Source organism: Micromonospora musae, from assembly GCF_003626545.1.
Taxonomy (GTDB): domain Bacteria; phylum Actinomycetota; class Actinomycetes; order Mycobacteriales; family Micromonosporaceae; genus Micromonospora; species Micromonospora musae.
In genome coordinates, this window is sequence record NZ_RAZS01000006.1 from 473,662 (window position 1) to 499,851 (window position 26,190).

The 26,190-nt window shown below is 72.9% G+C and carries 27 protein-coding genes, 1 tRNA gene and 1 pseudogene; 15 read left to right on the forward strand and 14 right to left on the reverse strand.

Annotated features, from left to right (window positions below; genetic code table 11):
* Positions 1 to 57 precede the first annotated feature (57 nt).
* The 4 genes from D7147_RS19555 to D7147_RS19570 form a co-directional block, all read right to left on the reverse strand.
* Entirely contained in the window at positions 58 to 771 is a 714-nt protein-coding gene (locus D7147_RS19555) for a response regulator transcription factor (protein ID WP_120679668.1), read from the reverse strand.
* A complete protein-coding gene (locus tag D7147_RS19560; protein ID WP_120679669.1) occupies positions 744 to 1,979 on the reverse strand; it encodes a hypothetical protein in 1,236 nt (411 codons plus the stop codon). Before D7147_RS19560 ends, D7147_RS19555 begins: the two co-directional genes overlap by 28 nt.
* Positions 1,969 to 3,147, reverse strand: coding sequence for a sensor histidine kinase (locus tag D7147_RS19565; RefSeq protein ID WP_120679671.1), 1,179 nt, complete (start codon positions 3,145 to 3,147; stop codon positions 1,969 to 1,971). The genes D7147_RS19560 and D7147_RS19565 overlap by 11 nt, the downstream gene beginning before the upstream one ends.
* 187 nt (positions 3,148 to 3,334) lie before the next feature.
* Positions 3,335 to 4,219 (reverse strand): septum formation family protein, encoded by an 885-nt coding sequence (locus D7147_RS19570; RefSeq protein ID WP_120679673.1) that lies wholly within the window; start codon positions 4,217 to 4,219, stop codon positions 3,335 to 3,337.
* 156 nt (positions 4,220 to 4,375) lie between these two features.
* Here D7147_RS19570 and D7147_RS19575 point away from each other — a divergent pair, with 156 nt between their 5' ends.
* Positions 4,376 to 5,116 (forward strand): class I SAM-dependent DNA methyltransferase, encoded by a 741-nt coding sequence (locus tag D7147_RS19575; RefSeq protein WP_120679675.1) that lies wholly within the window; start codon positions 4,376 to 4,378, stop codon positions 5,114 to 5,116.
* A gap of 35 nt (positions 5,117 to 5,151) precedes the next feature.
* Here D7147_RS19575 and D7147_RS19580 read toward each other — a convergent pair whose 3' ends face one another.
* Positions 5,152 to 5,700, reverse strand: coding sequence for a hypothetical protein (locus tag D7147_RS19580; protein ID WP_147437413.1), 549 nt, complete (start codon positions 5,698 to 5,700; stop codon positions 5,152 to 5,154).
* 277 nt (positions 5,701 to 5,977) lie between these two features.
* Between D7147_RS19580 and D7147_RS19585 the strand changes: the two genes are divergently transcribed.
* Positions 5,978 to 6,571, forward strand: coding sequence for a hypothetical protein (locus D7147_RS19585; protein WP_120679678.1), 594 nt, complete (start codon positions 5,978 to 5,980; stop codon positions 6,569 to 6,571).
* A 274-nt stretch (positions 6,572 to 6,845) separates the two neighbouring features.
* Here D7147_RS19585 and D7147_RS19590 read toward each other — a convergent pair whose 3' ends face one another.
* Positions 6,846 to 8,108: an NAD(P)/FAD-dependent oxidoreductase gene (locus D7147_RS19590; protein ID WP_120679680.1), complete on the reverse strand. Its 1,263-nt coding sequence runs from the start codon at positions 8,106 to 8,108 to the stop codon at positions 6,846 to 6,848.
* A 208-nt stretch (positions 8,109 to 8,316) separates the two neighbouring features.
* Between D7147_RS19590 and D7147_RS19595 the strand changes: the two genes are divergently transcribed.
* Positions 8,317 to 8,814 carry a GNAT family N-acetyltransferase gene (locus D7147_RS19595; protein ID WP_120679682.1) on the forward strand — a complete coding sequence of 166 codons (498 nt, stop codon included), beginning with the start codon at positions 8,317 to 8,319 and terminating at the stop codon, positions 8,812 to 8,814.
* On the forward strand, positions 8,798 to 9,430 hold the full coding sequence (locus tag D7147_RS19600) for a flavin reductase family protein (protein ID WP_120679684.1): 633 nt from the start codon (positions 8,798 to 8,800) through the stop codon (positions 9,428 to 9,430). The genes D7147_RS19595 and D7147_RS19600 overlap by 17 nt, the downstream gene beginning before the upstream one ends.
* 46 nt (positions 9,431 to 9,476) lie before the next feature.
* On the opposite strand, the gene D7147_RS19605 is transcribed toward D7147_RS19600, so the two are convergent.
* Positions 9,477 to 10,082, reverse strand: a complete 606-nt coding sequence (locus tag D7147_RS19605; RefSeq protein WP_120679917.1) for a TetR/AcrR family transcriptional regulator C-terminal domain-containing protein — start codon at positions 10,080 to 10,082, stop codon at positions 9,477 to 9,479.
* Positions 10,083 to 10,187: 105 nt separating this feature from the next.
* Here D7147_RS19605 and D7147_RS19610 point away from each other — a divergent pair, with 105 nt between their 5' ends.
* From D7147_RS19610 to D7147_RS19620, 3 genes are all read left to right on the forward strand, one after another.
* Positions 10,188 to 10,925 (forward strand): SDR family NAD(P)-dependent oxidoreductase, encoded by a 738-nt coding sequence (locus D7147_RS19610; protein ID WP_120679686.1) that lies wholly within the window; start codon positions 10,188 to 10,190, stop codon positions 10,923 to 10,925.
* Between the two features lie 108 nt (positions 10,926 to 11,033).
* Positions 11,034 to 11,381: a hypothetical protein gene (locus D7147_RS19615; RefSeq protein ID WP_120679688.1), complete on the forward strand. Its 348-nt coding sequence runs from the start codon at positions 11,034 to 11,036 to the stop codon at positions 11,379 to 11,381.
* A 135-nt stretch (positions 11,382 to 11,516) separates the two neighbouring features.
* Positions 11,517 to 11,924 (forward strand): squamosa promoter-binding protein 15, encoded by a 408-nt coding sequence (locus tag D7147_RS19620; protein ID WP_120679690.1) that lies wholly within the window; start codon positions 11,517 to 11,519, stop codon positions 11,922 to 11,924.
* Between the two features lie 93 nt (positions 11,925 to 12,017).
* On the opposite strand, the gene D7147_RS19625 is transcribed toward D7147_RS19620, so the two are convergent.
* The 4 genes from D7147_RS19625 to D7147_RS19640 all read right to left on the reverse strand — a co-directional run bounded on the left by D7147_RS19625 (position 12,018) and on the right by D7147_RS19640 (position 14,794).
* The gene (locus D7147_RS19625) at positions 12,018 to 12,359 is read right to left on the reverse strand and encodes a hypothetical protein (RefSeq protein ID WP_120679692.1); all 342 of its coding nucleotides are present in this window, start codon (positions 12,357 to 12,359) and stop codon (positions 12,018 to 12,020) included.
* Positions 12,360 to 12,468: 109 nt separating this feature from the next.
* On the reverse strand, positions 12,469 to 12,873 hold the full coding sequence (locus tag D7147_RS19630; RefSeq protein ID WP_158609367.1) for a hypothetical protein: 405 nt from the start codon (positions 12,871 to 12,873) through the stop codon (positions 12,469 to 12,471).
* An 834-nt stretch (positions 12,874 to 13,707) separates the two neighbouring features.
* Positions 13,708 to 14,319, reverse strand: a complete 612-nt coding sequence (locus D7147_RS19635) for a hypothetical protein (RefSeq protein ID WP_147437415.1) — start codon at positions 14,317 to 14,319, stop codon at positions 13,708 to 13,710.
* Between the two features lie 402 nt (positions 14,320 to 14,721).
* A tRNA-Arg gene (locus tag D7147_RS19640) sits at positions 14,722 to 14,794 on the reverse strand.
* Between the two features lie 217 nt (positions 14,795 to 15,011).
* Between D7147_RS19640 and D7147_RS19645 the strand changes: the two genes are divergently transcribed.
* Positions 15,012 to 15,695: a hypothetical protein gene (locus tag D7147_RS19645; RefSeq protein ID WP_120679698.1), complete on the forward strand. Its 684-nt coding sequence runs from the start codon at positions 15,012 to 15,014 to the stop codon at positions 15,693 to 15,695.
* A gap of 9 nt (positions 15,696 to 15,704) precedes the next feature.
* Here D7147_RS19645 and D7147_RS19650 read toward each other — a convergent pair whose 3' ends face one another.
* Together D7147_RS19650 and D7147_RS19655 are read right to left on the reverse strand one after the other, a co-directional pair.
* Positions 15,705 to 16,751, reverse strand: coding sequence for an alpha/beta hydrolase (locus D7147_RS19650; RefSeq protein ID WP_120679700.1), 1,047 nt, complete (start codon positions 16,749 to 16,751; stop codon positions 15,705 to 15,707).
* Between the two features lie 100 nt (positions 16,752 to 16,851).
* Entirely contained in the window at positions 16,852 to 17,271 is a 420-nt protein-coding gene (locus D7147_RS19655) for an HPF/RaiA family ribosome-associated protein (protein WP_120679702.1), read from the reverse strand.
* 307 nt (positions 17,272 to 17,578) lie between these two features.
* On the opposite strand from D7147_RS19655, the gene D7147_RS19660 reads away from it, so the two are divergent.
* The 3 genes and pseudogenes from D7147_RS19660 (at position 17,579) to D7147_RS19670 (ending at position 21,154) form a co-directional block, all read left to right on the forward strand.
* Positions 17,579 to 18,337: a single-stranded DNA-binding protein gene (locus tag D7147_RS19660; protein ID WP_120679704.1), complete on the forward strand. Its 759-nt coding sequence runs from the start codon at positions 17,579 to 17,581 to the stop codon at positions 18,335 to 18,337.
* Between the two features lie 181 nt (positions 18,338 to 18,518).
* Positions 18,519 to 19,493, forward strand: a pseudogene (locus D7147_RS19665) (cobalamin biosynthesis protein); the annotation flags it as partial.
* A 119-nt stretch (positions 19,494 to 19,612) separates the two neighbouring features.
* Complete coding sequence (locus tag D7147_RS19670) at positions 19,613 to 21,154, forward strand: cobyric acid synthase (protein ID WP_120679921.1); 1,542 nt, start codon at positions 19,613 to 19,615, stop codon at positions 21,152 to 21,154.
* A gap of 217 nt (positions 21,155 to 21,371) precedes the next feature.
* Here D7147_RS19670 and D7147_RS19675 read toward each other — a convergent pair whose 3' ends face one another.
* Positions 21,372 to 21,773 carry a rhodanese-like domain-containing protein gene (locus tag D7147_RS19675; protein ID WP_120679923.1) on the reverse strand — a complete coding sequence of 134 codons (402 nt, stop codon included), beginning with the start codon at positions 21,771 to 21,773 and terminating at the stop codon, positions 21,372 to 21,374.
* A 275-nt stretch (positions 21,774 to 22,048) separates the two neighbouring features.
* Between D7147_RS19675 and D7147_RS19680 the strand changes: the two genes are divergently transcribed.
* The 4 genes from D7147_RS19680 (at position 22,049) to D7147_RS19695 (ending at position 26,150) form a co-directional block, all read left to right on the forward strand.
* Positions 22,049 to 22,675: a uridine kinase family protein gene (locus D7147_RS19680; RefSeq protein WP_233563222.1), complete on the forward strand. Its 627-nt coding sequence runs from the start codon at positions 22,049 to 22,051 to the stop codon at positions 22,673 to 22,675.
* 146 nt (positions 22,676 to 22,821) lie between these two features.
* On the forward strand, positions 22,822 to 24,168 hold the full coding sequence (locus tag D7147_RS19685; RefSeq protein ID WP_199734212.1) for a dipeptidase: 1,347 nt from the start codon (positions 22,822 to 22,824) through the stop codon (positions 24,166 to 24,168).
* Positions 24,169 to 24,285: 117 nt separating this feature from the next.
* Entirely contained in the window at positions 24,286 to 24,492 is a 207-nt protein-coding gene (locus D7147_RS19690; RefSeq protein WP_120679709.1) for a hypothetical protein, read from the forward strand.
* Between the two features lie 86 nt (positions 24,493 to 24,578).
* The gene (locus D7147_RS19695) at positions 24,579 to 26,150 is read left to right on the forward strand and encodes an ATP-dependent DNA ligase (RefSeq protein ID WP_120679711.1); all 1,572 of its coding nucleotides are present in this window, start codon (positions 24,579 to 24,581) and stop codon (positions 26,148 to 26,150) included.
* Positions 26,151 to 26,190 lie beyond the last annotated feature (40 nt).

Below are 26,190 nucleotides of genomic sequence, written 5' to 3' on the forward strand. Positions count from 1 at the left end.
AGAGCTCACCCCTGCTTTCGAGCCTGGCGGACCACCGAACGGGTGTCATGACACCCGTTAGGGGGTCGGCCGGTCGTACCTCGCCTGCGACCGGTAGATGCCGATCTCTTCCGGCCGGATGAGGCCGTCCTCGATCGCGCGGGCGAGCAGCGCCGCCTTTGTGGCGGCCGGGCGGCCCGCCCGGGTGTACTTGATCCGCGCCCGGTCGACGTACTGCTTGACCGTGTGTTCGCTGATCCGCATCCGACGGGCCACCGACGCCTTCGACATCGACTGGAACCAGAGCAGCAGCGCCTCGCGCTCCTTGTCGGAGAGGACCGGGCGATCCGGCCGCGGATCACCGACCATCGCCCCGGCCAGTGCCGGTGGCACGTACGGGCGGTCGCTCGCCGCGGCGAGCACCGTGGCGACGCAGTGCTCCCGACCCTCGTGCTTGGCGAGGAAGGCCACCGCACCGGCGTCCAGGGCGGCGAGCATCGTCTCCGGGTCGGTGTGCTCCGAGTAGACCACCACCCGGCGTCCCGCGGCGCTCAGCTCGGCCAGCTTGCCCAGCGCCATCCGACCGTGCAGCCGCAGGTCGAGCAGGACGACGTCGGCGTCCGGCGCGGCCCGGAGCACCTCGTCCGGATCGTCCCCCGTGGCCAGTACGGTCAGCAGCGGCTCGGTGGCCAGCCAGGCGCGTACCCCGTCGACCACCACCGGGTGGTCGTCCACGATGGCGACCCCGATGGGCCGTCCACCGCTCATCTCCGCCACCGGGTCTGCACCCATCTGATCTCCCCGTCCCGCTCGTAGATCCGATCAACCCGGCCCTCGTGCGAACCGTTGTCCCACTCGGGCGGGCCGGTCGCGTCGGGGCCGTTCCGGTCGGGGGTGACGAGGCTGACCACCACCTCGTCCGGACCCGACACGACCGTCAACCGGGCCCACTCCAGGGCGTCCGCCAGCGTCGCCGTGAGCGGGTCGGCGAGCTGTCGGCGGACCTGCACCGGCAGCGGCGGTGGCGCACCGATGGTCACCAGGTCGATCGGGAGCCCGTTGCGTTCCGCCAGGTCGGCGGCGGCGCGCAGCTCGTGCAGCAGCGGATCGGGCACGTCGTCGGACTCGGCGATCAGCCGCCGTAGCCGGGCTGCCGCCAGCACCGCCCGGCGCTGCACGAGCGGGTCGGTGGGATCGGCGCGCCCGTCGGCCAGCTCCGCGAGCACCGCCCCCGCGGCGCCGCCGACCAGGGCCAGCCGGTCCCGGCGGTCCCGCCGGGCCCGTTCGGCGGCGTCCCGCTCCGCCGCCATGGCATGGGTGGCCGCGGAGGTGGTGGCCCGCTCCCGAGCCAGCACGGCGACGACCGCGCTGCCGACGTACGCCGCGATCGGCAGCGACGACGTGCCGTAGACGTACATCGCGAGGCGGGCCAGGTCGGCGGGGGTGGTCGCGCCGTATCCGACGACCGCCACGAGGGCGATGAGCGAGTGCGCGGCGAGCAGGGCGATCAGCCCCCGCACCCGCCGACCCCAGAGCGCCAGCATGAAGAACCAGCCGAGCGTGCCCCAGACCCAGTTCGCGGTGGTGAAGAGCGCCCGCTCGCCGGCGGCGGCGAAGACCGTCGCGTCGACCGCGAGCAGCAGCCCGGCCAACGGCCACGCCGGCAGTGGGGTCTGCCGCAGCAGCCGGACCCCGGCCAGCACTCCGACCACGGCCACGACCGCCCAGGCCGTGAGCACCACGCCGGCGGCCGTCAGCTCCGCCCGGTTGGCCAGCACCGCCGGCAGCCCGATCACGCAGTGCCAGGCCAGTGCGATGGCGACCGCCGCGATCCGGGCACCGCGGTCCGAGGCCCACCCCACCGCGGCGGCGACCTGGCCCGCCGCCTGCGACGTGGCGCCGCCGGCCGAACCCGGGACCGGGGCGGGCGGTGCCGCGACGGTGAGCGCCGTGGCCGGGGCGTGCCGGTGCCGGACGGCGGCGTCGAGTTCAGCCGACACCGGGCCACTCCAGGGTGATCCGGGTGCCCGCACCGGGGGCGGAGTCGATCCGGGCGCTCCCGCCGATCGCCGTCATCCGTCCCCGGACCGACTCGCGCAGCCCGTACCGGTGCGGTGGGACGGCGGCCGGGTCGAAACCAGGGCCGTCGTCGGCGACCTCGACCACGACGCCGAGCGCGGACCGGCTCAGACGCAGCTCGGCCGTCGCACCCGGGGCGTGCCGGACCACGTTGGACAGTGCCGCGTAGACGCTCTCCGCGACCGCGTCGGCCACGGCCGCCGGCACCGCGCACGGCGTCAGCTCGACGCTCATCGGCAGCGCCGGCATCCGGTCGCGGACCGACCGCAGCCGGTCGTCCAGCGACACCGGGCCGTCGGCGGGAACGGTCCGGGCGTCGGCGAGAGCGGTGAGGGTACGCAGGTCGGCGGCGCAGCGTCGACGCAGCTCCGCCGACGGGCCGGTGACCGCGCCGAGACCGACCATGGTGAGCGTGCCGAGCACGGTGTCGTGCAGGTCGCGGTTCTGCCGACGTTCGGACTCCCACGCCGTCCGGGCGACCACCGCCTCCCGGGCCAACCGTTGGTGCGCGGCGAAGGTCCGGTCGGCGCGGGAGATCCGGCGGCGCATCACCGCGCTCATCATCGCCGTGCAGCCGATCTGCACCAGCAGGGTCGCGGTGTGCGCGGCGGCCTCCCGCGGGTTCCCCGCCGCGTGCGCGCCGGTCGCGTAGCCCCCCACGACCAGCAGGCCGGCCGGGATCGACCAGCGGGCCGGCGCGGTGACCTGCGTGTTGATCACAGTGGTGCTGGCCAGCACCGCGATCCAGCTCCCCTCGCCGGGCAGCACCTCGGGGGCCACCAGCCGGGGGATGAGCAGGCAGGCGACCGTGGTCAGCGCCACGTCCCCGGCGATCAGGGTCGGCGTGACACCGTGCCGCAGGGCGCGCGTCGCGTACCAGATCGACCAGGCGGTCAGCGCCGCGACGCCGGCGAAGAGCAGGGCTGACTGCACCGGTGGCGTACGGACCGAGACGGCCACGATCGCGCCGACGAGCCCGCAGGTCAGCCGGAGCATGGCCGGCAGCGTGGTGAAGATCAGGCTGAGCGCGCCGCCGGCCGGGCTGTCCAGCACGGCGGGTGGCACGGTCCGAACGGGAACGGCCGGCATCGGGAGAAGTGTCCTTCCGGCAACGACCCGACCCGGGGTCGCGCGGCATAGATCGACGAGGAAGAATAACACGGCAGCGATACGCGTCGTCACACACGGTGTGCGACAAGCGGTCTCTTGCCCGTCGACGCTGGTCAGCGCCTCGCGCCGAACGGGAACCGGTTACCGCCCGTCAACCGGCACGCGCTCAATTGATCGGCAGGATCGCCGGCCCGCCCCCGGCGATCGACCGGGTGAGCTGGCGACCTCCCGACCAGAAGTAGCAGCGGACGCCCCGATCGCCCCGCGTCCACGCCTCCTTCGACGGGTAACGGAACGTGGTGCCCGTGCGGTAGCGCAACATGCTGTCCGCCGGCACGTCGGCGTAGTGCGCGACGACCGTACGACAGCGATCGTGGGCGGTCTCCTCGTCGCGCCGCGCCCGCTCGTACGACCGCTCCGGCGTGGTCCAGACACCCGCGTACTCGAACTGGTGCGGGGCGGTGCAGGCGGCCGGCGACAGCCGGGCCCACTCGTCGGAGTTCATGCAGCCGAGCCGCACCGAGGAGTCGTTCCGCAGCGCGCCCCGCAGGCTGCCGACCCGACTGACCGCCTCGTCGTCCTCACCGTTGACGCCGGTGACCGCGTTCAACTCGAACATGTCGCAGCGGAACCAGCGACTGCCGACCCGCCAACCGGCCGCCGCGACCGGCAGCACCCGCACCGACAGCCGACCACCCCGCCAGTCACCGCCGGCGAACTCCCGGCCCCGGAGGTCGCACTCGGCGAAGGCCGCTCGTACGGCGGCGGAGCCGGGTGGCGGTGGCGCCGACCGCCGCGCCACATCGGCGGGGAACGTTCCGACCTGGAACGTCTCCACCAGGTGCGGTGCCGCGCAGTCGACCGGCGGGTGGCTCGTGTGCGGACTCAGCGCCCCATAGCACTCGCCGACGCGCGGGGTGAACTGCCGCGCCTCGGTCGCCGGCCGCCAGTCGTCGGTCAGGTCACCATCGGTGCCGGTCGACGCGGCACAACCGCCCACCGTCGCGGCGAACAGCGCAGCCCACACCGCCGCGAGCCACCGGCGTCGCATGTGTCACCCTCCCACAGGTCCCCCGTGACACGGCGGAGCATAGGGCACCGGCGCGACCGACCGGCGCCCGGCCGACCGCCCGACGGACGGCGTTCGCCGCACCGGGGGGCGGTAAATGCGTTGAGTCGTTCCACCGGCGCGGGCAGGGTGGTCCGCATGCTACGGGCACCGATCTGGGACGCGGAGACCGCCGAACGCTACGACACGCCGGGCAGCGGCATGTTCGCGCCGGAGGTGGTCGGGCCCACCGTCGAGCGCCTCGCCGCGCTGGCCGACGGTGGCCGGGCCCTCGAGTTCGCGATCGGCACCGGGCGGGTGGCCGTCCCGCTCGCCGAGCGCGGCGTACCCGTCACCGGCATCGAACTCTCCCAACCGATGATCCACCGGCTGCGGACCAAGGTGGACGAGGCGACGATCCCGACGGTCGTCGGGGACATGGCGACGGCTGTCGCGCCCGGCGAGTACACCCTCGTCTACCTGGTCTTCAACACGATCTCTAACCTGCTCACCCAGACCGAGCAGGTCGAGTGCTTCCGCAACGCGGCCCGCCACCTCGTACCGGGTGGACGGTTCGTGATCGAGCTCTGGGTACCGGAGCTGCGTAAGCTCCCGCCCGGCCAGCAGGCGGTGGTCTGGCACTCGGAGCCCGGCTACGTCGGGTTGGACATGTACGACGTGCTCAACCAGTACGCCGAGTCGCACCACTTCCGGTTCGACGAGAGCGGGCAGGCGCGGTTGAGCCGCAGCCCGCACCGCTACATCTGGCCCGCCGAGCTCGACCTGATGGCCCAGCTCGCCGGCTTCGAATTGGAGAGCCGGCACGCGGACTGGACCGGCGGCGAGTTCACCGCCGACTCGCGCTCCCACGTCTCCGTCTACCGCCTGCCGCCACGGTGACCCTCAGGACCGTCAGCCGCTAGCCGCGCCGCCGGTCAGTGGTCGTCGAGCATGAACAGAAGCGTCGCGTGCTCGACGTCGAGGTACGCGATCCGCCACCGGCTGGACGTGTCCAACTCGTCGTAGACCCTGCTGGTCAGCCACCGCGTCTCCGGCGGCAGGAAGCCGGACAGGGCCGGCCAGAGGTCCTCGGGGGTCCGCTCGGCGGCGTATTCCGCGGAGACGACCGGGTCGTAGGCGACGAACTCGTACCGCTTCGCCAACGCGCGCGCGTCCTCCGGGCGGAGCTCCACCACACCCTGGTACGCCCAGTCCGTCGGACCCGGCCCCCGCGAGCACGGGTCGCCCTTCGCCCGGGCCTGCCAGTGAATCGCGGGGTAGTCGCCGAGGCCCGGCAGATCCTCCGGCCGGTCCCACCGCACGGTGCGTACCTTCGCCTCCTCGATGGGCAGCGACTCCCGGCAGGTTGTCTGATGTGTCCAGTCGCTGCGAACCGCCAGGTAGCCGGCCGTGACCGCGCCGGCCGGCAGCAGTGCGACAGGGGCGCCGAGCACGGCCACCAGCAGCAGAATGCGCCTCTTCACGGCCACGAGGGTACGGGCCGGATCGATCATCGTGGCATCGGCCGGCGAGGGGACATCGTGGCCGCAACGGTGCGGTTCAATGTGGCCATGTCGATCGGTCGGGTAAGGAGGGTCGCGGGTCTCGCCGCCGCGACGGCCCTCGTCGTCCTCGCCGTACACGCGCCCGGCTGACCGTCGCTCGCGCCATACCCGTATGTCACCTATCCGACATCGCGTAGTGCGACAACACCGACCCGACCAGCATCAACACGCCGACACCACGTGGGGAGCGCAGAGCATGACCGACCCGTATCAGACTCAGCCGCCGCAGCAGCCCGATCCGCAGGGCGCCGCCCCGGTCCACCCGCCGCAGCAGTACCAGCCGACCGCCGCCGGGTACCTGCCGCCGCCGGCCGACCAGCAGCTGCCGGCCGACCAGCAGGCGTCGGTCGACCAGCAGCCGCCGGCCGCGCCCGCCCGCGGCGGCCGCAAGCTGCTCATCACCGGGATCGTCTCGCTCGTCGCCGTGCTGGCGGTCGTCACCGCCGGCGTCGCCGTCTACGACACCTTCATCCGCGAGGACTCCGGCGTCGCCGTGTGCAAGGCGATGCGCGACGGCAAGGACATCCTCGGCAACGAAGAGCGCAGCGGTGACGACGAGATGACCGAGGCCGAGTACCGGGAGGCGCGGGAGCTGTTCGAGGACTCTCGTCACGAGGACATCCGGGAGCACGGCACCGCGCTGATGGACATCGCGTGGCAGGTGTCGAACCTGCCGGAGGATCAGGGGATGGGGGCGCTGGCGTTCCTCGGCGCGATGGGCACCCACATCTCGGGCCTGCAGACCGCCTGCGCCGACCAGGGCGTGATCGTCGACCTGAACCGGGACTAGGGTCTGTTTCATAAGACCGTGCCCGGCTGCGCCGGCCCCAGGCGGCGACCGGCGGCGTTGGAGGTTCGTCCGGATACAACACCGGTATCCGCGCGAACCTCCGCCTTGCCGGACCTCCGCCTGGGCCTCGGCTCGCTCGGGCGAGCCTTATGAAACAGACCCTAGCCGCCGAACACCCGGAAGCCGCCCGCCCCACGAGGAGTGGGCGGCTTCTTGCTGCCGCTACGGCAGCGGTCCCCTCCCCGGCAGGTCGCTCATCGTCGGCCGGAGATGGTCAGCGCAGCGGATCGAAGGGGCGCAGCTCCGCGGGCTGCCGACCGGTGGTGATCTGCTCGGCGAGCAGCTCGCCGGTGAGCGGGCCGAGCGTGATGCCCCACATGCCGTGGCCGCCGGCGGCGAAGACGCGCGGCGAGCCGGTGCGGCCGATCAGCGGCAGACCGTCGGGGGTGCAGGGGCGCGAACCGACCCACTCGTCGGCGCGGGCGTCCAGGTCCGCGCCGCGCAGCAGTGGACGGGCGGCCTCGGTGATCGCCCGGATCCGGCGGGGATCCAGCGGCGCCTCCGCGCTGCGGAACTCCATCATTCCGGCGACGCGGAGCCGGTCACCCAGGGGCGTGCAGGCGACCCGCTGCGCGGGGAAGTACACCGGGCCGGCCGGCAGGTGTTCGATCGCCACGCTGAAGCTGTACCCACGGCCGGCCTGCACGACGGTCCGCACCCCGTAGCGCCGCGCGAGCGCGCCGAGCCACGTGCCGGTCGCCAGCACCGTGGCGTCGTACCGGTCGTCGGCGCCGTCGGCGGTCACCACCCGCACCGCGCTGCCCTCGTCGCGTACGTCCACCACGTCGGCACCGGTCACGATCGTCGCGCCGCGGGCGCGTACCGCTTCGGCGAGCCCGTGCACGTACTGCCCCGGGTTGACGAAACGCTGGCTGTGCAGGCGGATGGCGGCGCCGACGGCGTCGGCCAGCGAAGGTTCCACCTCCCGCGCCTCGGCGCCGGTGAGGACGTCGAACTCGATCTCCTGACCGGCGGCGCGGATGTGTCCCAGCTCGTCCAGGAGGACCGACCGTTCGGCCTCGGTCCGGTACGCCGCCATGAACGACTTCGCCTCGTACGTCTCCGACCCGACCCCGCCGGCCGTCAACGCGTCGTACGCCTCGAAGGCGCGCCGGTTCATCGGGATGTAGGCGGCCATGGCGGCCCGCCACTTCGATTGGGTGCTGTGCCGGGCGAAGGAGGTCAGGAACCGCAGCAGCCGGGGGTCGGCGCGCGGCGGGACGTACACCGGTGACGCCGGGCTGAGCAGGGCGCGCAGCCCGTACCGGAGCACCGCCGGCTCCGGCAGGGGAGTGGTGATGCCGGGGGTGAGCCAGCCCGCGTTGCCCCACGACGCGCCCGCGGCCACGCCGACGCGGTCCAGCACGGTGACCCGTACGCCACGCTCCTGGAGGAACCAGGCGGTGGCCAGCCCGACCATCCCCGCACCGATGACGGCGACGTGCTCAGGGGCGGGTACGGGCTCGGCGGCGGGCATGGCGCTCTCCTTCGAAAAACGTCGGGGGCGGAGCCGTCCCGTCCCCGCAGTGCCCGGTCGTCGGTCGACCCGGCCAAACGATCATGCGCCACATCTCGGCCGGGGCGAACTATGTCGATGGTCACAGGCGCGGGCGGACGAACAGCCGTGCGCCGCCGACGCCGGAAGACCACGGAGGGCGGAAGGAGGGCGCGGTAGTTTGGCGATCATGGGGGACTGGGAGCTTCGGCCGGCTTCGGCGGCGGACGTCGACGCGGTGGCCGAGTTGCGGGCCGTGGTGCTGCGGTCGGATCTTGAGCGGCTCGGGCGGTACGACGATCAGCGGGTGCGCCGGCGGCTGCGCGACGGATTCGCGCCGGCGCACACCTGGATCATCGAGGTGGGCGGCGCGTTCGCCGGCTCAGTGGCGCTGCGGCCGGCCGAGGACGCCCACTGGCTGGAGCACTTCTACCTGGCTCCGCATCTGCAGGGCAGCGGGATCGGCGGTGCGGTGCTACGCGGGCTGCTGGAGCGGTGTGACCGCGAGGGCGTCGTGGTCCGGCTGAACGTGCTGCGGGGCAGCCAGGCCCGGCGGCTGTACGAGCGGCACGGATTCACGATCGAGGCCGAGGATCCGGTCGACGTGTTCATGGTGCGCCGACCGGCACCTTTCGCCGCGCACCGAAACGTTCCGCCCGTACCGTCCGGCGGTGCGCCAGACGAATGATCACCTGACGATCCAGCCCAAGATCCTCTACTACGGCACGCCCGTCGTGTTGATCAGCACGGAGAACGAGGACGGGACGAGCAACCTCGCGCCGATGTCGTCGGCCTGGGCGCTCGGCCAGGTCGTGGTGCTCGGCCTCGGGGCGGAGGGGCAGACCGCCCACAACCTGCGCGAGCGGCCGGACCTGGTGATCAACCTGCCGACGGCGGAGCAGTGGCCGGCGGTGGAGCGGCTCGCCCCGCTCACCGGCCGCGACCCGGTTCCCGACCACAAGCGGGGCGCGTTCCGGTACGAGCCGGCGAAGTTCGCCGCCGCCGGCCTGCGTCCGGAGCCGGCCGAGCTGGTACGGGCGCAGCGGGTCGCCGAGTGCCCGCTGCAGTTGGAGGCGCGGGCCGTACGGATCACCCCCGACCTGCACGACGATTTCCTGATCGTCGAGGCGCACGTGCTCCGGGTGCACGCGGATCCGGCCGTCGTCGTGCCCGGTACGCAGCACGTCGACCCCACCGCCTGGTGTCCGCTGATCTACAACTTCCGCCACTACTTCGGCCTCGGCCCACAGCTCGGGCAGAGCTTCCGATCGGAGACGCCAGTGGTCGGGGTGGCCGGCAACTAGGGGCGGCTTCAGCGGTCTGCGAGGGGGCGGGGCGCGGTTCAGGCCGTCATTTCGCAGGCTGTCGCCGGGCGGCCAGGGCCTCGATGATCAGCTGGATCGCGAAGTCGAAGCGCTGGTCGAACTCGCCGGAGCCGACGTGCGGCAGGGTCGCCGCCAGCGCCGGGTACCGGTCGAGCGGCACCTGGTCGGCGCGTACCGGAACGGCCGTGCCGGCCTGCTGTTCCTGGGTGATGCCGAGGATGAGGTAGAAGAGGGACCAGTGGGCCCAGGCGGCGGTCCGCCCGTCGAAGCCGGCGTCGAGCAGGGTGGCGACGACGGTCTCCGCATAACGCAGCGAGTGCGGTTCGGGCCCGCAGGCCACGGTGAGCATCCGGGCCGCGTCGCGGTGCGCGAGCAGGGCCGCTCGGCACCGTCGGCTCAGCGTCCGGATCCGCTCGTCCCAGGCCGGTGGCAGCGGCTCGTCGGCGCAGTGCGCCAGCAACTCGTCCGAGACCAGTTCGAGCAGCCGTTGCTTGCTCGCGGCGTGCCACCGCACGGTGTTGTGCTGCACGCCGAGCCGCTGGGCGACCGCGCGCATGGTCAGCCCGTCCAGGCCGTCCTGGTCGAGCACGTGCAGGGCCGCCTGGACGACGGCCTCCCGCGTCGTTGGCACGATCGCTCCGTTCGCGAGCTTCTCCGCGAGACGTGTCACATCCCGTGGTGACTTCTTGTCCGCTGGCTAACATACCTCTTATCCATTGGACAAGTAGGGGAGATCATGGTCAGCAGCACCGTCGCGCTCGTGACCGGCGCGAACAAGGGACTCGGCTTCGAGACGGCGCGGCAACTCGGGCAGCGCGGGGTGGCCGTGCTGCTCGGCAGCCGCGACCCCGGCCGGGGCGAAGCCGCCGCCGCAGCCCTGCGCGAGGAGGGGCTCGACGTGACGGCCGTCACCCTCGACGTCACCGACGCCGCCGCGGTCCGCGCCCTGGCCGACCGGCTGCGCGCCGAGCACGGCCGGCTCGACATCCTGGTGAACAACGCGGGCAGCATCGACGAGACCCCGATCCTGGACGTCTCGGCCGAGCAGATGCGCCGCACGTTCGAGACGAACGTCTTCGCGGTGACCGAGGTGACCCACGCGATGCTGCCGCTGCTGCGCGCCTCGACGGCGGGTCGCATCGTCAACGTCGCCAGCACCACGGCCTCGTTCGCGCTGACCGGCGAGATCGACTCGCCCTACGCCGCGGCGGAGCACATCCTGCCCTACTCCTCGTCGAAGGCGGCGCTGAACATGGTCACGGTGCGGTACGCGCAGGCGTTCCACCGGACCCCCGGGTACGAGCACCTGAAGATCAACTCGGCCTCGCCCGGCCACGTCGCCACCGACCTCACCCACCACGGAAGTTCGCGGACCGCCGCCGAGGGCGCCCGGATCATCGTCCACCTGGCGACGCTGCCCGCCGACGGCCCGAGCGGCGGCTACCTCAGCGACGCCGGCCAGCAGCCCTGGTAGCCACAGTGGTGGGTCACCTCGACGCGGCCGCCGGCTGCCGCGGCGAGGGCCTCGATCCGTGACAATCGTCAGGGGTACGGGCGCAGCGGCGTCCGTAGCGTTCCAGGCATGACGAACCCGAACTCTACCAAGCGGATCGACTGGCGGATCGCCCTCCTCGGCGGCCACAAGCAGCGGGTCACCGGCGCGCCCGCCGACACCGTGGTCGTCACCCCGATCGGCGGCGCCGACGTCGACCTCAGCGACGCAGAGCTGCCCGCCCGGACGACGCTCACGAAGGTCTCGCTTCTCGGCGGTGTGAAGCTCCGGGTGCCCGCCGGGGTCGACGTCGAGGTCGAGGGCTTCCACCTGCTCGGTGGGCGCCGGATCGAACCGGCCGCGGCCTCACCGTCGGCCCCCGTCGTCCGCGTCCGCGCCTACGGCATCATCGGCGGGGTCGAGGTCAGCCGCGCCTGACCAGATCACGGCGACGGTACGGGTACGTCCCGGTGCCGGTTACGTCGTCCACCCCGCCCGGCGTCGTGCGGCGTAAGTGGATGGTCTCGGCTGTACGAAGGGCTGTACGGTCCCCGGCGTGGATCGGGGGACGCGATGAGCTGGGTTGCCAACGTGATGGTGTCGGTGAGCCCGGAGGACCGCCTCAACGTCGAGGCGTTCAGCGGATGGCTCGACGAGGAATGCCCACGTCTCGGCGGCACGGGCCGGGGCGGCTGCGGCAACCTGAGGCTGATCACCGATGTGGACAACCGGTGGGGTGGATACAAGAACCCCGAATGCGATGTGTACGCCGCGGCGCTCAACCATGCCGACCTCGCTGCCGTCGTGGCGCATTTCGGTTCTTTGGCCTGGCGCAACCCGAATGCGGTGCAGCTCTTCGTGATGGACCAGGAGGAGCTCTTCTTCCGCGTCTGGATGATCCGCGACGGCGCTCTGCGGCAGTACGCCCCCTCCTCGCCCGACGAGGAGGACGACGAGTTCTGGGGCACCGCCGAGTCGTAGCCCGAGATCGGAAACGCGCTCAACCGCTCTTGATGACCAAGACTCGTCCACGCGCCCGGCGACGAGAGCGTGAACGTACTCGACTGCGAACTGTTACTTGTCTTCGACCGCCCAACCGTGGCGACGCATCTCGTCCACCGCCTTACGCACGCGGACAGCCCAAAAGATCACCGCTTCCTGGTGGCCATCGGCCACGAACTTGACGCCACTGGCCAGCACCGGGACGCGACCGAAGCGAGAGATCGATCCGAGATTCGTCCGGGTAACTCGGAACTCTCCGAACATGGAGGAGACCACGATCTTCTTCGTTCCCACCTGGAGCCGAGCGAAGGGCCAGGTGGCATGCCGATGGCTCTTGAAACCGGATCCCCCCGTCTCAACTTGCCGGTCGACGTATGCGATGCCGCCGCGAGTGCTGAAATCCGTGTCAGTCACGGAGCGATCATCGCTGGCGTCGACAACGCTTGGCCGCCGTGCTCGGGCCTGGTTCGGAAGTTGCAGCTTCCGTTGGGCACGCTGCGCGGGACGGCCATTCGCAGCGGACCTATGGCAGCGCTGCCTCCCGCCGCTCACCCCGACGCAGCAAGGCCGTGGAGATGACGGCAGTGAACACGCAGAAGCTCCCCGCTGCCGAGACAACGCTCCGCTGACCTTGCGCCTTCAAGGTCAGATACTGCGCCTTGCTGATGACCGTCACCTCGCCGTGGTTGCTGGCGACGTACGCCCCGGCACGCTGCTCCGCCACACCCGGTGTGCCACCGAGGGAGAGAATTCCGACCAGCCAGAACCCCGCGAACAACAGCCAGCTCATGATGAGCAACCGACCTGACATCGTTTCGCGCAGCAGACGCCACGACGCCTGCCCGCCCCCTGCGGGGGTGCCGGTCTCACGCATCGCGAGGCGCCTGAGCGCGATGAGGGTGACTACGAAGCCCGGCAGTGCGAGCACCAAAGCGGACGCCAGGATGACGGGCGCGGGTAGCGGAAGTCCTCCCGGAACTGTCGACGCTGCCAACAGGCCCGCGCACCAAACCATCCCGGCTACCGCGATCCTGCGAATCCATGTCACGACCGAGAAGCTACACACGTCGCTGCGTCCGGATGGTTCGGTGCCTGCGGTCGGCGAGACTCGACCGGGCTCGCCTGATCCCGGTCGCCGCCATCGACGACGTCTCCCGGTAACCGAGGAGTACACGGCTGAGCGGCAGTCGGTCCCGGCGTCACGGCGAGGGTCGGTCTCCCACCGGAACCGCTTCGCGGCGCTGCCCGATCAGAGCCGGGGTGCGGGCGAGCGGTCGCGGACGTCGGTTCAGTGATTGTTCGGACCGGAAGATGGGAGTCGCCGATCTGCGGTGATAAAGGTGCGCCCGGCAGGATTCGAACCTGCGGCCTTGGGATTAGAAGAAGATCGTGGATGGCTGGTCGGGTGACTTCGCTCCTGGTCAGCCCCGTCTGGCGTTGTCGGGTGGCGTCGGCGTCATCCGGAGGTCTTGGCTGTATGAGTGGCTGTACGGGCGCGTTGGCTCGTCAGGTTTACCCCACGCTCATTGCTGGTGGGATCTCCTCGGTCGGGCAGGCTTGTCCCTGCCCGAGGTTCCCCGGTTGGGTCAAGGCTCGCCGTAGGCGACCGCGAAGCGGCTTGGCCTTGGCGCAGCCGGGGGTTCTCGGGCAGCCGTCTTGGTGCACGGGCGAGGAGATCCCACCCGTCGGCCGACGCTTCTTTAGCGGATCTCTGAGGAGGGCCGGGGTTCGGGGCGGAGCCCCGAGGTCCTTTAGGTTCCAGCTAGTTAGTACGCCAGTCCAAGCGGTCGAGCAAGGCCGCTGCTAGCGCCGACCGGTTTCTTGCACCGATCCCCTCCAGTGCCCGGTGCAAAATCTCCTCGGCGTCCTCGGACAGTTCCTGCGGACCCAGCATGGGCAGCATCAGGACGAGCCGCTGCGCCCAGGCCAGCCGCTCATCCGGTAGCGCCGCTGCGGCAAGCAGCTCCGCCCAGGTCATCGCGGAAGTGAACCCGTGGCCCTCGACCGAGGTGACCACCTCTGCCGGACGGCCCGGCCGCTGCTCCACGAAGTCGAGTCCCGCCTCATCCTCGATGTTGCGGTACACGATCCGGAGCCACGCTTCTCCGTCGAGCCGAACCGAGATGGCCGGCCAGCGCTCGGGGTCGTCGAGGACGGCGCCCATCGCGTTGTAATCAGCGGCCTGCACCTCGAAGGCGGCCTCCGACTCCGGGTAGGCACCCACGGGTCCCGACAGGTAGTGCCACCAGAAAGCGGCGTGTCCCACCACACCATCTGCCGCGTACACGGTTGCGTCGCACTCGGTGGTGTAGTCAGGCGGGGCCATGTCTTTGTAGCCGGGGATCGTGAACGCGGGTCCGATGGTCAGCGACATGACCCGCATCTAACACGAAACCAGACAGGCCATCCCATCGAGACTGCCCGTACCTCTGTCCGTCAGCGTGGCCGGCCGGCCCGGCCGATGCCGGCCGGAGGTCGCCAGCAGGCCGGGACCGGGCCGGCGCGGCCCGCTTGCGGGCCGCCTTGATTCTGTAGAGGGCAATTCGGCAACGAGCGATGCCCAGCATCATCGGTACCATGGCGCACATAGGAGTGCGGCTCAAATCGGGCTGACGATGAACGCCTACACTCACGTCCTGCCCGAGATCGAACGGGCGCCGTGGACGAGGCCGCGAGGCACCTCTGAGGCTGACTTGGCTGTACGAGTGGCTGTACGGAGGCCCTGGTGATCGTCTCGACCGGGAGCGGAGAGCCGCTGACCCTGTGGTGGAGAAGGTGCGCCCGGCAGGATTCGAACCTGCGGCCTTGGGATTAGAAGTCCCCTGCTCTATCCGCTGAGCTACGGGCGCGTGGCGTGGTGTCGCGCCAAGAGGGTACCGTCCGCTCTCCGGCTGACCGACGTAACGGTCCTGGCGTCGTACGCCGACAAGGTTCGCACGGGCCGGTGACGCCCGGCATCAGGTTTCCGGGTCGTCGGCGTCCACGGACCGGACGTGAGCCGGAGCACACCGCCCGCTGGGCGGACGCCTGCGGGAGGCGGGGCCGGCGACGACGTACTCTCGGCGCGTGCTGCTCGACCCGGACGTGGAGAACGATGTCGCCTACGAACTCTGTCAGCTCGTCGGCCGCTCGATCCTGCCGTACCGCCGAGCCGGCGGGGGCGACCCCGACGGCGCCGGCACAATCTTCTTCTTCCAGGACTCCGGCGGCGAGTACCTGCTGACCGCCGACGCGGTGGCCGGCGCAGCGGGGGAGCTCGGCCTCCGGGCGAGCGTCACCGAACCGGTCGGTCTGGCCCCGGCGGTCCTGCCCATCACCGGATGGATCCGCCGCCCGGAGGTGGGGGTGGCGGTGTTGCCGACGACCGGCCTGCACGCCGTGGCGGCGGCGGGTGGCTGGGCGTGGCGTACCCAACCGGTGGTGGACGTCGTCGCGGCGGACGCCGACGTGCTCGCCCGGATCGACGCGACGCCGGGCTCGGCCTTCGTGCTCGCCCACGGTCTGCCGGCGGGCGGCGAGCGGCCGCTCGAGGTGGCGATCGAGCGGGTGGCCCGCGTCGGCGGCGAGGTGCGGATCGGTGCGGGGCTGCCGGCGGGCTACGTCGGTGCGCCGGTCTTCGGTGTCGAGGCGGCCGCCGACGGTGGCATGGCCCTGCACTGCCTGGGTCTGGTCCTGCCCGGCGTGGAGGGCCACCCGGTGGCGACGTTCGACCGGATCCGCGCGATGCTCCCGGCGGCCGGGGAGGGCTGAGCGACCCGGTCAGCTCGGGGTGACGCCGACCGAGTCGGCGGGGCGGCGGCTGCGCGGCACCGATCCCTTCCTCGCGTCCGGGGGCGCGCCGTCGGCCGGGGCCGTCGGACCCGCGCCGAGGAACGCCTCGGCCCAGCGGCCGATCTTGGTGAAGACCTCCCCCCGGACGGCGGTTCCACTGAGGGTGAGGTCGTGCAGGCCGCCGTCGAAGCGGGCCACTGTGACGTGCCGGCCGAGTCGAGGGGCGTACCGGACCATGTGCTCGACGTCGAGGACGGCATCGGCCACGCCGGCCGACTCGTGCCACCGCCGGCCGCGGAAGGACCGGGTCGAGCAGGCGACCAGCACGGGTACGGGAATGTCCAGCCCGGCACGCAGTTGCCGTTGCGCGGTGCGGATCGCGCCTAGCCAACCGGCCCGGACCGGGAACCCGGCAAGCGGCTTCCACGCCAGGTCGTAGCTCCACTCGCCCCGGTGGTCGGAGTGGATGCTCTCGCCGTACGCGGTGCCGAGGTCGAGGGGGACGACCTGGCGCGGCGCGCGGCGGCCCAGTCGGGAGACGGCGGCCAGCAGTGGGCGCCGCACCAGCCAGGAGGCGTTGATGTCGAAGAAGGGGCTGTTGAGGACGAGCCCGTCGACGAGCCCGCTGTCGCGGTGGGCGTGCGCCCATAGCGAGATGATCAGACCACCGGTGGAGTGACCCACGGCGAGCAGGACGTCGTGCCCGTGATCATCGCGGATGATCTTCGCGGCGGCGTCCAGCTCCGGGTGGTAGTCGGTGAGGTCGAGGCAGAAGTTCGGAGTCTGGTGGGTGAGCAGGCTTCGACCGTATTTCCGCAGGTCGAGCGCGTAGAAGTCCCAACCGCGCTCGGCGAAGAAGTCAGCCAGGTGGGTCTGGAAGAAGTAGTCGACGAAGCCGTGCACGTAGAGCACGGCCCGCCGGGTGGGGCGCTCGGCGCGCCGCCGGACCAGCGTGGCGACGACCGGTCCCTCGTCGTCGACGCCGAGGTCGATCGTCTGCCGCTCGTAGGGCGGGCCCAGCACGTCCGGTTCCACAGGCCGACGGTACGCCCGCGGGCTACCGGGCGGTAGCCCGCGATCGGGCCCGCGCCGTGGCCCCCGGCTCTCGACGGCGGCGGGGGCCACGGCGTATGGCTCAGACGGTCTCCGCGTCGATGCGCTCGGCGTCGTCGGCCGCCGGCCGGGCCTCGGCCTCCGGCTGGCCGATCTCACGTACGTGCTTGTTGTGCCTCGGCTCCTGCCGGGTCTTCGCGTCGTTCAGCCGTCGGCGCAGGTCGTCGCGGGCGTCGTTGAGCGCGGCCCGCAGGTCCTCCTCGGCGGAGGTCGTGACGATCTTCTGCCGACCGGCGATCCAGCACTCCAGGGTCACCTTCTGCCCACGGGCGTTGCGGTCCTTGACCGACACCTCCAGCTCGGTGGCGTCGGCGTGGAACGCGGCGAGCCGCGCGTCCAGGGTGGCGAACTGCTCCACGATCCAGTTCCGGTCGCCCTGCGAGAACCCGGCGCCGACCCGCAGGCACTCGGCCACGGTGGCCGGGTTGGTCACGGCGCTCATGGCCGCACCGCCGGAACACTTGTGGAGTTGGTGCTCGTCGTCATGCTCGCTGTCCTCTCGTCGGACGGTGCCGCCGGTGCGCCTCGCCGAGGTCGGCGGGGTGCCGGGGCCGCTTGATCAACTCCTTACCCAGACCGACCCGATTCGGAAACCGCTCGGCTAGCAGATGTGAGCTTGATCAGGGTGTTTTCCACAGCGGGGCGCGTCGTCCACAGGTACGGCCGTCGCCGGTGGCGTGCGATCACGACCGCGCGCAGGCTCGGCACGAGTCGACTCGCGATGGCAGCCCCGATCCCCTGGAGGGACGATGTTCGACACCTACGTCACGATCGTCGGTAACGTGCTGACTGCGCCGGAATGGCGACGTACCACCCAGAGCAACACCCTGGTGGCCAACTTCAAGGTCGCCTCCACGGCCCGCCGCCTCGACCGGGAAAGCGGGCGCTGGATCGACGGCAACAGCCTCCGCGTCCGGGTGAACTGCTGGCGGAAGCTCGCCGAAGGCGTGGCCGCCTCGGTGATGGTCGGCGACCCGGTGGTCGTCTGCGGGCGCCTCTACACGCGCGACTGGACCGACGACGCCGGCAACCACCGCACCCTCTACGAACTGGAGGCGGTGGCCGTCGGGCACGACCTGTCCCGCGGCCGGGCCCGGTTCCTGCGTAACCGCCCGAGCGTCACCACCAGCACCGTCGAGGACGCGGAGGCGGAGAGCCGGGTGAAGGGGGAGCCGACCGAACCGGTGCCGGACGAGCAGGCCCCGGCGCTACCCGACGACCGGCCGCTCGACGAGGACTTCGAGCTGCCGGACTTCGCCCTGCCGCGGGCAGCCCGTGACCTGTCCGGCGCGAGCGGAGCGGGCTCCTTCGCCCCGGACGCCGGGGACTTCGACGATGGCTCGACCGACGGCACGGGGAGCTCCGAGGACGACCCCGACGAACTCGCGCCGCTGGGCGACGGGGCCGACGACGGCGACGGCGAGCTCGCCCCGCAGCGCGACGAACCGCCGTCGACCGGTCGGGCGGCGGGCCGGGGCCGTCGTGGACGGGTGCCGCAACCGGCGTGACCGGGCGGGCACCCGGCACCACGCCGGCGGCGTGGAGGTGCGGCGCACCGGATGGTGCCGCCGCCGCAACGGGGGGTGGGGTGACGGCGGCAGAGGCCGCCGTCACCCCGCGTGAGCAGGGTGCGCGCGAGCGAATCCGAGAAAGGCTTTCGTCTAGGCTGGCCGGCCGGAGGTGGTCTGCGTGCGGCATGCGGCGCCGTTGGCGAACGCGGCGGGACTGGTGGCGGGGTATGCCCTGGACAGGCTGCTCGGCGACCCGCGCCGCTGGCACCCCGTCGCGGGATTCGGCCGCGCGGCCGGCGCGCTGGAACAGCGCCTCTACCGCCCGGACCGGTGTGCGGGAGCGGTCTTCACCACCCTGGCCGTCGGCGTGCCGGTGCTGCTCGGGGTAGCGGCGACCTCGGCCACCCGGCGGCGGCCGATCGCCCGGGCCGCGCTCGTCGCGGCCGGCACCTGGACGGTGCTGGGCGGCCGCACCCTGCGGCACGAGGCCGAGGTGATGGGTCGGGCGCTGCGCGACGGCGACCTGCCGGCCGCCCGGCAGCGGCTGAGTCACCTCTGCGGTCGCGACCCGTCGGCGCTCGACGAGCCGGAGCTGGCCCGCGCCACCGTCGAGTCGGTCGCCGAGAACACCTCCGACGCGGTGGTCGCCCCGCTGCTCTGGGGTGCGGTGGCCGGCCTGCCCGGTCTGCTCGGCTACCGCGCGGCGAACACCCTCGACGCGATGGTGGGGCACCGCTCGCCGCGGTACGCCCGGTTCGGCACACCCGCCGCGCGGCTGGACGACCTGCTCAACCTGGTGCCGGCGCGGCTGACCGGTCTGCTCACCGTGGCCGTCGCCCCGATCGCCGACGGCGACCGCGAGCAGGCGTGGCGGGTGTGGCGGCGCGACCGCAACGACCATCCCAGCCCCAACGCCGGCCAGTGCGAGGCGGCGATGGCCGGAGCGCTCGGCGTACGACTCGGCGGGCGCAACGTCTACTTCGGCCGGTCGGAGGTGCGGCCGTTCCTCGGCGACGGTCCGCGTCCCGAGGCGCGGCACCTCGCGCGTACCGCCCGCGTCTCCGGCGCCGTCGGGCTGGCCGCCCTCGCCGTGGCGGCCGCCTACCCGGTGACCGTCGGCCGGCTCCTCTCCGCCGTCGGCCGGCGTGCCCTGCGCGCGCGGACCCGGCCGGTACCGGCCGGCGCGCCGGCGGCGCTGCGGGCCCGGCGAACCGGTGACCCGAAGACCGCCACCGATGGTGGCGCGGCGGCGACCGGGCGGCGGTGGCGGCGATGAGCGGCGGGCTGCTGGTGGCCGGCACCACCTCCGACGCCGGGAAGAGCGTCCTCACCGCCGGCATCTGCCGTTGGCTGCACCGGCAGGGCGTGCGGGTGGCGCCGTTCAAGGCGCAGAACATGTCCAACAACTCGGCGGTGGTGGTCGGGCCGGACGGGCGCGGCGGTGAGATCGGCCGGGCCCAGGCGATGCAGGCCGCCGCCGCCGGGCTCGCCCCCGACCTGCGGTTCAACCCCGTGCTGTTGAAGCCGGGCAGCGACCTGGCGAGCCAGGTGGTGCTGCTCGGCGAGGCGGTCGAGACGGTCACCGCCGGCATCTTCCGGGAGCTGCGGCCCCGCCTGGCGGAGACCGCGTACACGGCCCTCGCCGAGCTGCGAGCCGAGTACGACGTGGTGATCTGCGAGGGCGCCGGCAGCCCCGCCGAGATCAACCTGCGCGCCGGTGACTACGTGAACATGGGGCTCGCCCGGCACGCGGGTTGGCCCACCATCGTGGTCGGTGACATCGACCGGGGCGGCGTCTTCGCCTCCATGTTCGGCACCGTGGCACTGCTCGACCCGGCCGACCAGGCGCTGATTGCCGGATTCGTGATCAACAAGTTCCGGGGTGACCTCGGTCTGCTCCGCCCCGGGCTGGACATGCTGCGCCAGGTCACCGGCCGTCCGACGTACGGGGTGCTGCCCTGGTCGCTCGACCTCTGGCTGGACGCCGAGGACTCGCTCGCGTACGGCCGGGTGCTCGGCCGACCCGCCGCCCCGCACGGCACCGAGTGGCTGGACGTGGCCGTGGTACGGCTGCCCCGGATCAGCAACGCCACCGACGTCGAGGCGCTCGCCACCGAGCCCGGCGTACGGGTGCGGCTCACCGTGGAGCCGGCCGAGCTGGCCGCCGCCGACCTCGTGGTGCTGCCCGGCTCCAAGTCGACGGTGGCGGACCTCGCCTGGCTACGGGAGACCGGTCTGGCCGAGGCGGTGCTGGCCCACGCCGCGGCCGGGAAGCCGCTGCTCGGCATCTGCGGCGGGTTCCAGATGCTGGCCCGGGAGATCCACGACCCGGTGGAGAGCCGGCTGGGCACCGTGCCCGGCCTCGGTCTGCTCCCGCTGGAGGTCGGTTTCGATCAGCGCAAGACCGTGCGGCAGTCGGTGGGCAGCGCCGGGCCCGACCTGCCGGTCCGGGGGTACGAGATCCACCACGGGTACGTCTCGTCGGCCGACCCCACGGTCACCCCGCTGATCACCCTCGCCGACGGCAGCGGCGAGGGGATGGTCCTCGGCGCGGTGCACGGCACGCACTGGCACGGCGCCTTCGAGTCCGACGCGTTCCGCCGCCGGTTCCTCACCGAGGCGGCCCGGCTCGCCGGACGGCACGGGTTCCGCGTCGCCGCCGACAACGTCTTCGCGGCGGCCCGGGAACGCTCGCTGGATCTGCTCGGCGACCTCGTCGAGGAGCACCTGGACACCGACGCGCTCTGGCGCCTCATCGAGACCGGCCCACCCCCGGGGCTTCCGTTCATCCCGCCAGGGGCCCCGCCCGGCTAGCGATGCCGACCGCGCCGTCGAGGTGCGTGTCCGGCCCCGGCTGCGGTGCACTGCGGCCGGAGAGCAGCGGTTGGCGAGCAGGCCGCCGTCGGTCCGGGTCCACTGCCGCCGCAGGGCCGCCCGGTTGGCGCGCAGGCCGCCGTCGGTCGACGAGCGCGGCGGTCGATGCCGACCGGGGCGGTCTGCATCGGCTCGGCGGCCCGGTCGAGCGGCCGGATCAGGGGCGCACGTCGGCGGGTCGGTCGGAGAGGGGCAGGCCGGCCGCGATCCAGGCCTGGACGCCGCCGATCATGTCCGTCGCGCGCCGCAATCCCAGCGCCTGCAGGCTCGCCGCCGCGAGGCTGGAGCTGTAGCCGTGCCGGCACACCAGCACGATCTGCCGGTCGTAGCCGGTGGCCTCCGGGATGCGCCAGGGGCTCGCTGGGTCGAGCCGCCACTCCAGCACCGTCCGGTCGATGACGATCGCGCCGGGCAGGTCGCCCTGGTCCCGGCGATGCCGTTCGGCGCGGGTGTCGATCAGCAGCGCACCGCCCCGCACCGTCTCGACGGTTTCGTGCGGGGTCAACCGTTGCAGCCCGGCGCGGGCCTGTTCGAGCAGGGCCTCGACGCCGGGGCTCATCACGTCACGGAGCACCTCCCGATCATGCCCAGCCGTCGGGTGCGCCGCCCGGCGAACAGGTCGGCGCCAACTGGCGGGTGACGTGATTCCCCCGGACGTGACAGACGCGCGCCGACCCGGTACTCCGAACGGGGGCGAGAGCGCCGGGACGTGCCCGTTTCCGGGGGCGCGGCCGCGGCCGGGCCGACCCGTGCCCCGCATACTGGCGCGGTGCCGCGCCTCGCCCGACCCGTCCACCCGCGCCACCGCTGCGCCGAGCCGCCGCAGGGGTGGGCGTGACCCGGGTCGCGATCGTCGAGGCGTACGCCGAACTGGCTCGGCGGGTGCTCGCCGGCCCGCCGCGGTTGGGACGTACCCGGATGGTGGCGGTCGACGGGCCGAGCGGGGCGGGCAAGAGCCGGTTCGCGGCGCACCTCGCCGACGCGCTCGCCGTGGCCCAAAACGGCGACCGGCCGCCCGTGGTGCACACCGACGACCTGCTCGACGGCTGGGAGGACCAGCTCACCTTCTGGGCCCGGCTGGAGACGCGGGTGCTGGCGCCGCTGCGCGCCGGGCGGGCCGGGGCGTACCACCGCTACAGCTGGGTGCGGCGGAGCTTCCTGCCCGACGTGGTCACGGTGCCGGCCGCGCCGGTGCTGATCGTCGAGGGGGTGAGCGCGGCTCGCGCGACGGCGCGTCCGGAGCTGACCCTCGCCGTCTTCGTGACCGCGCCGGCGCCGTTGCGGCTGGCCCGCGCGGTCGCCCGGGACGGCCCGGCGATCCTTCCCGAGCTGCGTCGCTGGCACGCCGGTGAGGCGGTGCACTTCGCGGCCGACGCCACGGCCGAGCACGCCGACCTGGTGGTCGACGGCGCACCGGAGCTGCCGCACGACCGCGCCCACTACTACCTGCGCCTCGGCTGACCGCCGGCCTGCGCCTCGGCGACCGCCGGCCGTCCGCCGAGGTCGGGTCGCCGGCCGTCCGCCGAGGTCGGGCCCCGTCTTCCGCCGACCGGGCCGGGTGGCGGCCGTAAGGTCGGCATACGATGCCGGTCATGACCACACCGATCATGTCCGAGTCCGAGGTACGGGCCGCCGTCGAGCGGGAACTGCCGGGTGTCCGTGCCGACCTGGAACGACTCGTCCGCATCCCCGGCATCGCCTTCGACGGCTTCGACCACTCGCACGTGGAGCGCTCCGCCGAGGCGGTCGCCGAGCTGCTGCGCGGCTGCGGCCTGGACGTGGAGATCGTGCGCTCCGGCGGGCAGCCGGCGGTGATCGGTCGGAAGGCGGCCCCGCCCGGCGCGCCGACGGTGCTCCTCTACGCACACCACGACGTGCAGCCGGTCGGCGATCTGTCGTTGTGGCAGTCGGATCCGTTCGAGCCGGTCGAGCGGGACGGCCGGCTGTACGGCCGGGGCGCGGCCGACGACAAGGCCGGGGTGATGGCGCACGTGGCGGCGCTGCGTGCGTACGGCGACCGGCTGCCGGTCGGCGTGGTCCTCTTCATCGAGGGGGAGGAGGAGTACGGCTCCGACTCGCTGGAGCGGCTGCTCGAGGAGCACCGCGACGAGATCGCCTCGGACGTCATCGTGATCGCCGACTCGGGCAACTGGGACGTCGGCGTGCCGGCGCTGACCACCTCGCTGCGCGGCATCGTGAACCTCTTCGTCGAGGTCCGCACCCTGGAACAGGCCGTGCACAGCGGCATGTTCGGCGGTCCGGTTCCGGACGCGCTGACCACCCTGGTGCGGCTGCTCGCCACGCTGCACACCGACGCCGGTGACGTGGCCGTCGAGGGGCTGATCGGCCGGGATGGCGCGACGGTCGACTACCCCGAGGAGCGGATCCGGGCCGAGGCCGGGGTCGTCGAGGGTGTGGAGTTCATCGGCACCGGCCGTCTCACCGACCGGCTCTGGACCAAGCCGGCGGTCTCCGTGCTCGGCATCGACGCGCCGGCCACCGGGGAGGCGCCGAACGCCCTGGTCCCGTCCGCGAAGGCCAAGATCAGCGTACGGCTCGCGCCGGGCGACGACCCGAAGCGGGCGTACGAGGCGCTCCGTACCCACCTGGAGAAGCACGTGCCGTGGGGCGCGCAGGTGACGGTCACCATCGAGCATGACGGCAGCCCCTGCGTCATCGACGCCTCGGGACCGATGTTCGACGCCGCCCGTTCGGCGTTCCGCACCGCCTGGGACGGCACCGACCCGGTCGACATCGGGGTGGGCGGCTCGATCCCGTTCATCGCCACGTTCCAGGAGATGTTCCCGCAGGCCGCGATCCTGGTGACCGGCGTGGAGGACCCGCACGCCCGGGCGCACGGGCCGAACGAGAGCCTGCACCTGGGCGAGTTCGCCCGGGTCTGCCTCGCCGAGGCGCTGCTGCTCGGCAAGGTCGCCGAGGTGGCTCGCGACTAGCACGCGCCGAGGCCTGAGCCGGGACTCGGTGCGCGCCCTGGTGTCGAAACCGTAACGCTGGGGTCGATTCTGGACTTTACGGCGTGTCGGACCCGGCGTTGTTATAGCCTTTCGAACATGAGTACGAACGAGGTGATGGCCCGGTTGCAGGCCACCGTCAGCGCTCTGGGGGACGTCGACGTCTCCGCGTGGCCCGAGGACACGCTCAAGGAACAGCTCGGCGAGCTCTCGGCCGCGCTGGTCGCACTCGACTCGATGCTCAGCCGGGTCGCCGACGAGGTCCGCGCCCGGGGGCTCCGGATCGAGGAGCCCGTTCCGGCCTGAGTCGCACGGCTCCGGTCCGGGCGACCTGCTGCTCCCGGGCACGGCAATGTCCGGGTGGTGTCGGAGGTGGCTGGCAGGATGAACCCGTGCGGTTCCTCGATCTGGCAGCCACCTCCGCCGCCGTGGCCGCCACCAGCGGCCGGCGGGCCAAGGTGGAGTTGCTGGCCGGCGCGCTGCGGGCGCTCGACCCGGCCGAGGTGCCGGCGGGTGCCGGATGGCTCGCCGGCGAGTTGCGGCAACGCCAGACCGGTGTCGGCTATGCGAGCCTGCGTGACCTGCCACCGCCCGCCGCCGAGCCGACGTTGACCGTCGCGGCCGTCGACTCGGCGATCGACCGGATCGCCGAGGTGCACGGCCCCGGGTCGCAGGCCCGCCGCCGGTCGCTGCTCGGCGCGCTCTACGCCGCGGCCACCGTCGACGAGCAGCGGCTGCTGACCGGCCTGTTCAGCGGCGAGCTGCGCCAGGGCGCCCAGGCCGGGCTGCTCGCCGACGCGATCGCACGAGCCGCCGAGGTGCCGGTGGCGGCCGTACGCCGGGCCCTGCTGCTCTCCGGCGACCTGCGCACGGTCGCGGTGGCCGCGCTCGACGGGGGCGCCGCCGCGCTGGCCGGGTTCGGGCTCCAGGTGGGGCGTCCGCTGGCGCCGATGCTGGCGCAGAGCGCGCCGTCGGTCGACGAGGCGCTCACCGCGACCGGTGTGCCCGCCGTGGTCGACGTCAAGCTCGACGGCATCCGGATCCAGGTGCACCGTTCCGGGCAGGAGATAGCCGTCTTCACCCGCAGCCTCGACGAGATCACCTCCCGGGTGCCCGAGGTGGTGGCCGCGGTACGCGCCCTGCCGGCCCGGCAGTTGGTGCTCGACGGCGAGGCGATCGGGCTCGACGAGACCGGGCGTCCGCTGCCGTTCCAACAGACCTCCAGCCGCGCCGCCCGGCGCGCCACGCCGAGCACCACCGGCCGCGCGCCGGTCGCCCCCCCAGTGCTCGCCGCGGCGGAGACCACCGGCCGGGCGGTGCTCACGCCGTACTTCTTCGACCTGCTGCACCTCGACGGCGACGACCTGATCGACCTGCCCGGCCGGGACCGGTGGGCCGCGCTGGCCGGCGCGGTCGACGAGTCGCTGCTGGTGGGCCGGGTGCTGGTCGAAGACGCGGACCAGGCGGGCGCGGCGTTCGCCGCGGCGATCGACGCCGGCCAGGAGGGGGTCGTGGTCAAGGCGCCGGACGCGCCCTACGACGCGGGTCGGCGCGGCTCGGCCTGGGTCAAGGTCAAGCCCCGGCACACGCTCGATCTGGTGGTGCTCGCCGTCGAGTGGGGCAGCGGCCGGCGCCGGGGCTGGCTCTCCAACCTCCACCTGGGCGCCCGCGACCCACGCACCGGCGACTTCGTGATGCTCGGCAAGACGTTCAAGGGCCTCACCGACGAACTGCTGCGCTGGCAGACCGAGCGCTTCCTCGACCTGGCCGTGGAGAAGGGCGACTGGGTGGTCCGGGTCCGTCCGGAGCAGGTCGTCGAGATCGCCTTCGACGGGGTGCAGACCAGCTCCCGCTACCCGGGCGGAATGGCGCTGCGCTTCGCCCGGGTGGTGCGTTACCGCACCGACAAGACGGCCGCCGAGGCGGACACCATCGACGCGGTTCGGGCGATCCACACCGGCTGACCGGCGCTCCGCCGGGGCGCGGTGGCCCCGGGCGGGCCGG

Bases quoted from the DNA above. Each gene is read 5' to 3' on its own strand.
- D7147_RS19660 (WP_120679704.1), top strand. From the start codon at position 17,579: ATGTTCGACACCTACGTCACGATCGTCGGTAACGTGCTGACTGCGCCG.
- D7147_RS19620 (WP_120679690.1), top strand. From the start codon at position 11,517: ATGAGCTGGGTTGCCAACGTGATGGTGTCGGTGAGCCCGGAGGACCGC.
- D7147_RS19570 (WP_120679673.1), bottom strand. From the start codon at position 4,219: ATGCGACGCCGGTGGCTCGCGGCGGTGTGGGCTGCGCTGTTCGCCGCG.
- D7147_RS19655 (WP_120679702.1), bottom strand. From the start codon at position 17,271: ATGAGCGCCGTGACCAACCCGGCCACCGTGGCCGAGTGCCTGCGGGTC.
- D7147_RS19675 (WP_120679923.1), bottom strand. From the start codon at position 21,773: ATGAGCCCCGGCGTCGAGGCCCTGCTCGAACAGGCCCGCGCCGGGCTG.
- D7147_RS19615 (WP_120679688.1), top strand. From the start codon at position 11,034: ATGACGAACCCGAACTCTACCAAGCGGATCGACTGGCGGATCGCCCTC.
- D7147_RS19690 (WP_120679709.1), top strand. From the start codon at position 24,286: ATGAGTACGAACGAGGTGATGGCCCGGTTGCAGGCCACCGTCAGCGCT.
- D7147_RS19635 (WP_147437415.1), bottom strand. From the start codon at position 14,319: ATGTCGCTGACCATCGGACCCGCGTTCACGATCCCCGGCTACAAAGAC.
- D7147_RS19555 (WP_120679668.1), bottom strand. From the start codon at position 771: ATGGGTGCAGACCCGGTGGCGGAGATGAGCGGTGGACGGCCCATCGGG.
- D7147_RS19565 (WP_120679671.1), bottom strand. From the start codon at position 3,147: ATGCCGGCCGTTCCCGTTCGGACCGTGCCACCCGCCGTGCTGGACAGC.
- D7147_RS19610 (WP_120679686.1), top strand. From the start codon at position 10,188: ATGGTCAGCAGCACCGTCGCGCTCGTGACCGGCGCGAACAAGGGACTC.
- D7147_RS19670 (WP_120679921.1), top strand. From the start codon at position 19,613: ATGAGCGGCGGGCTGCTGGTGGCCGGCACCACCTCCGACGCCGGGAAG.
- D7147_RS19590 (WP_120679680.1), bottom strand. From the start codon at position 8,108: ATGCCCGCCGCCGAGCCCGTACCCGCCCCTGAGCACGTCGCCGTCATC.
- D7147_RS19575 (WP_120679675.1), top strand. From the start codon at position 4,376: ATGCTACGGGCACCGATCTGGGACGCGGAGACCGCCGAACGCTACGAC.
- D7147_RS19585 (WP_120679678.1), top strand. From the start codon at position 5,978: ATGACCGACCCGTATCAGACTCAGCCGCCGCAGCAGCCCGATCCGCAG.
- D7147_RS19685 (WP_199734212.1), top strand. From the start codon at position 22,822: ATGTCCGAGTCCGAGGTACGGGCCGCCGTCGAGCGGGAACTGCCGGGT.
- D7147_RS19595 (WP_120679682.1), top strand. From the start codon at position 8,317: ATGGGGGACTGGGAGCTTCGGCCGGCTTCGGCGGCGGACGTCGACGCG.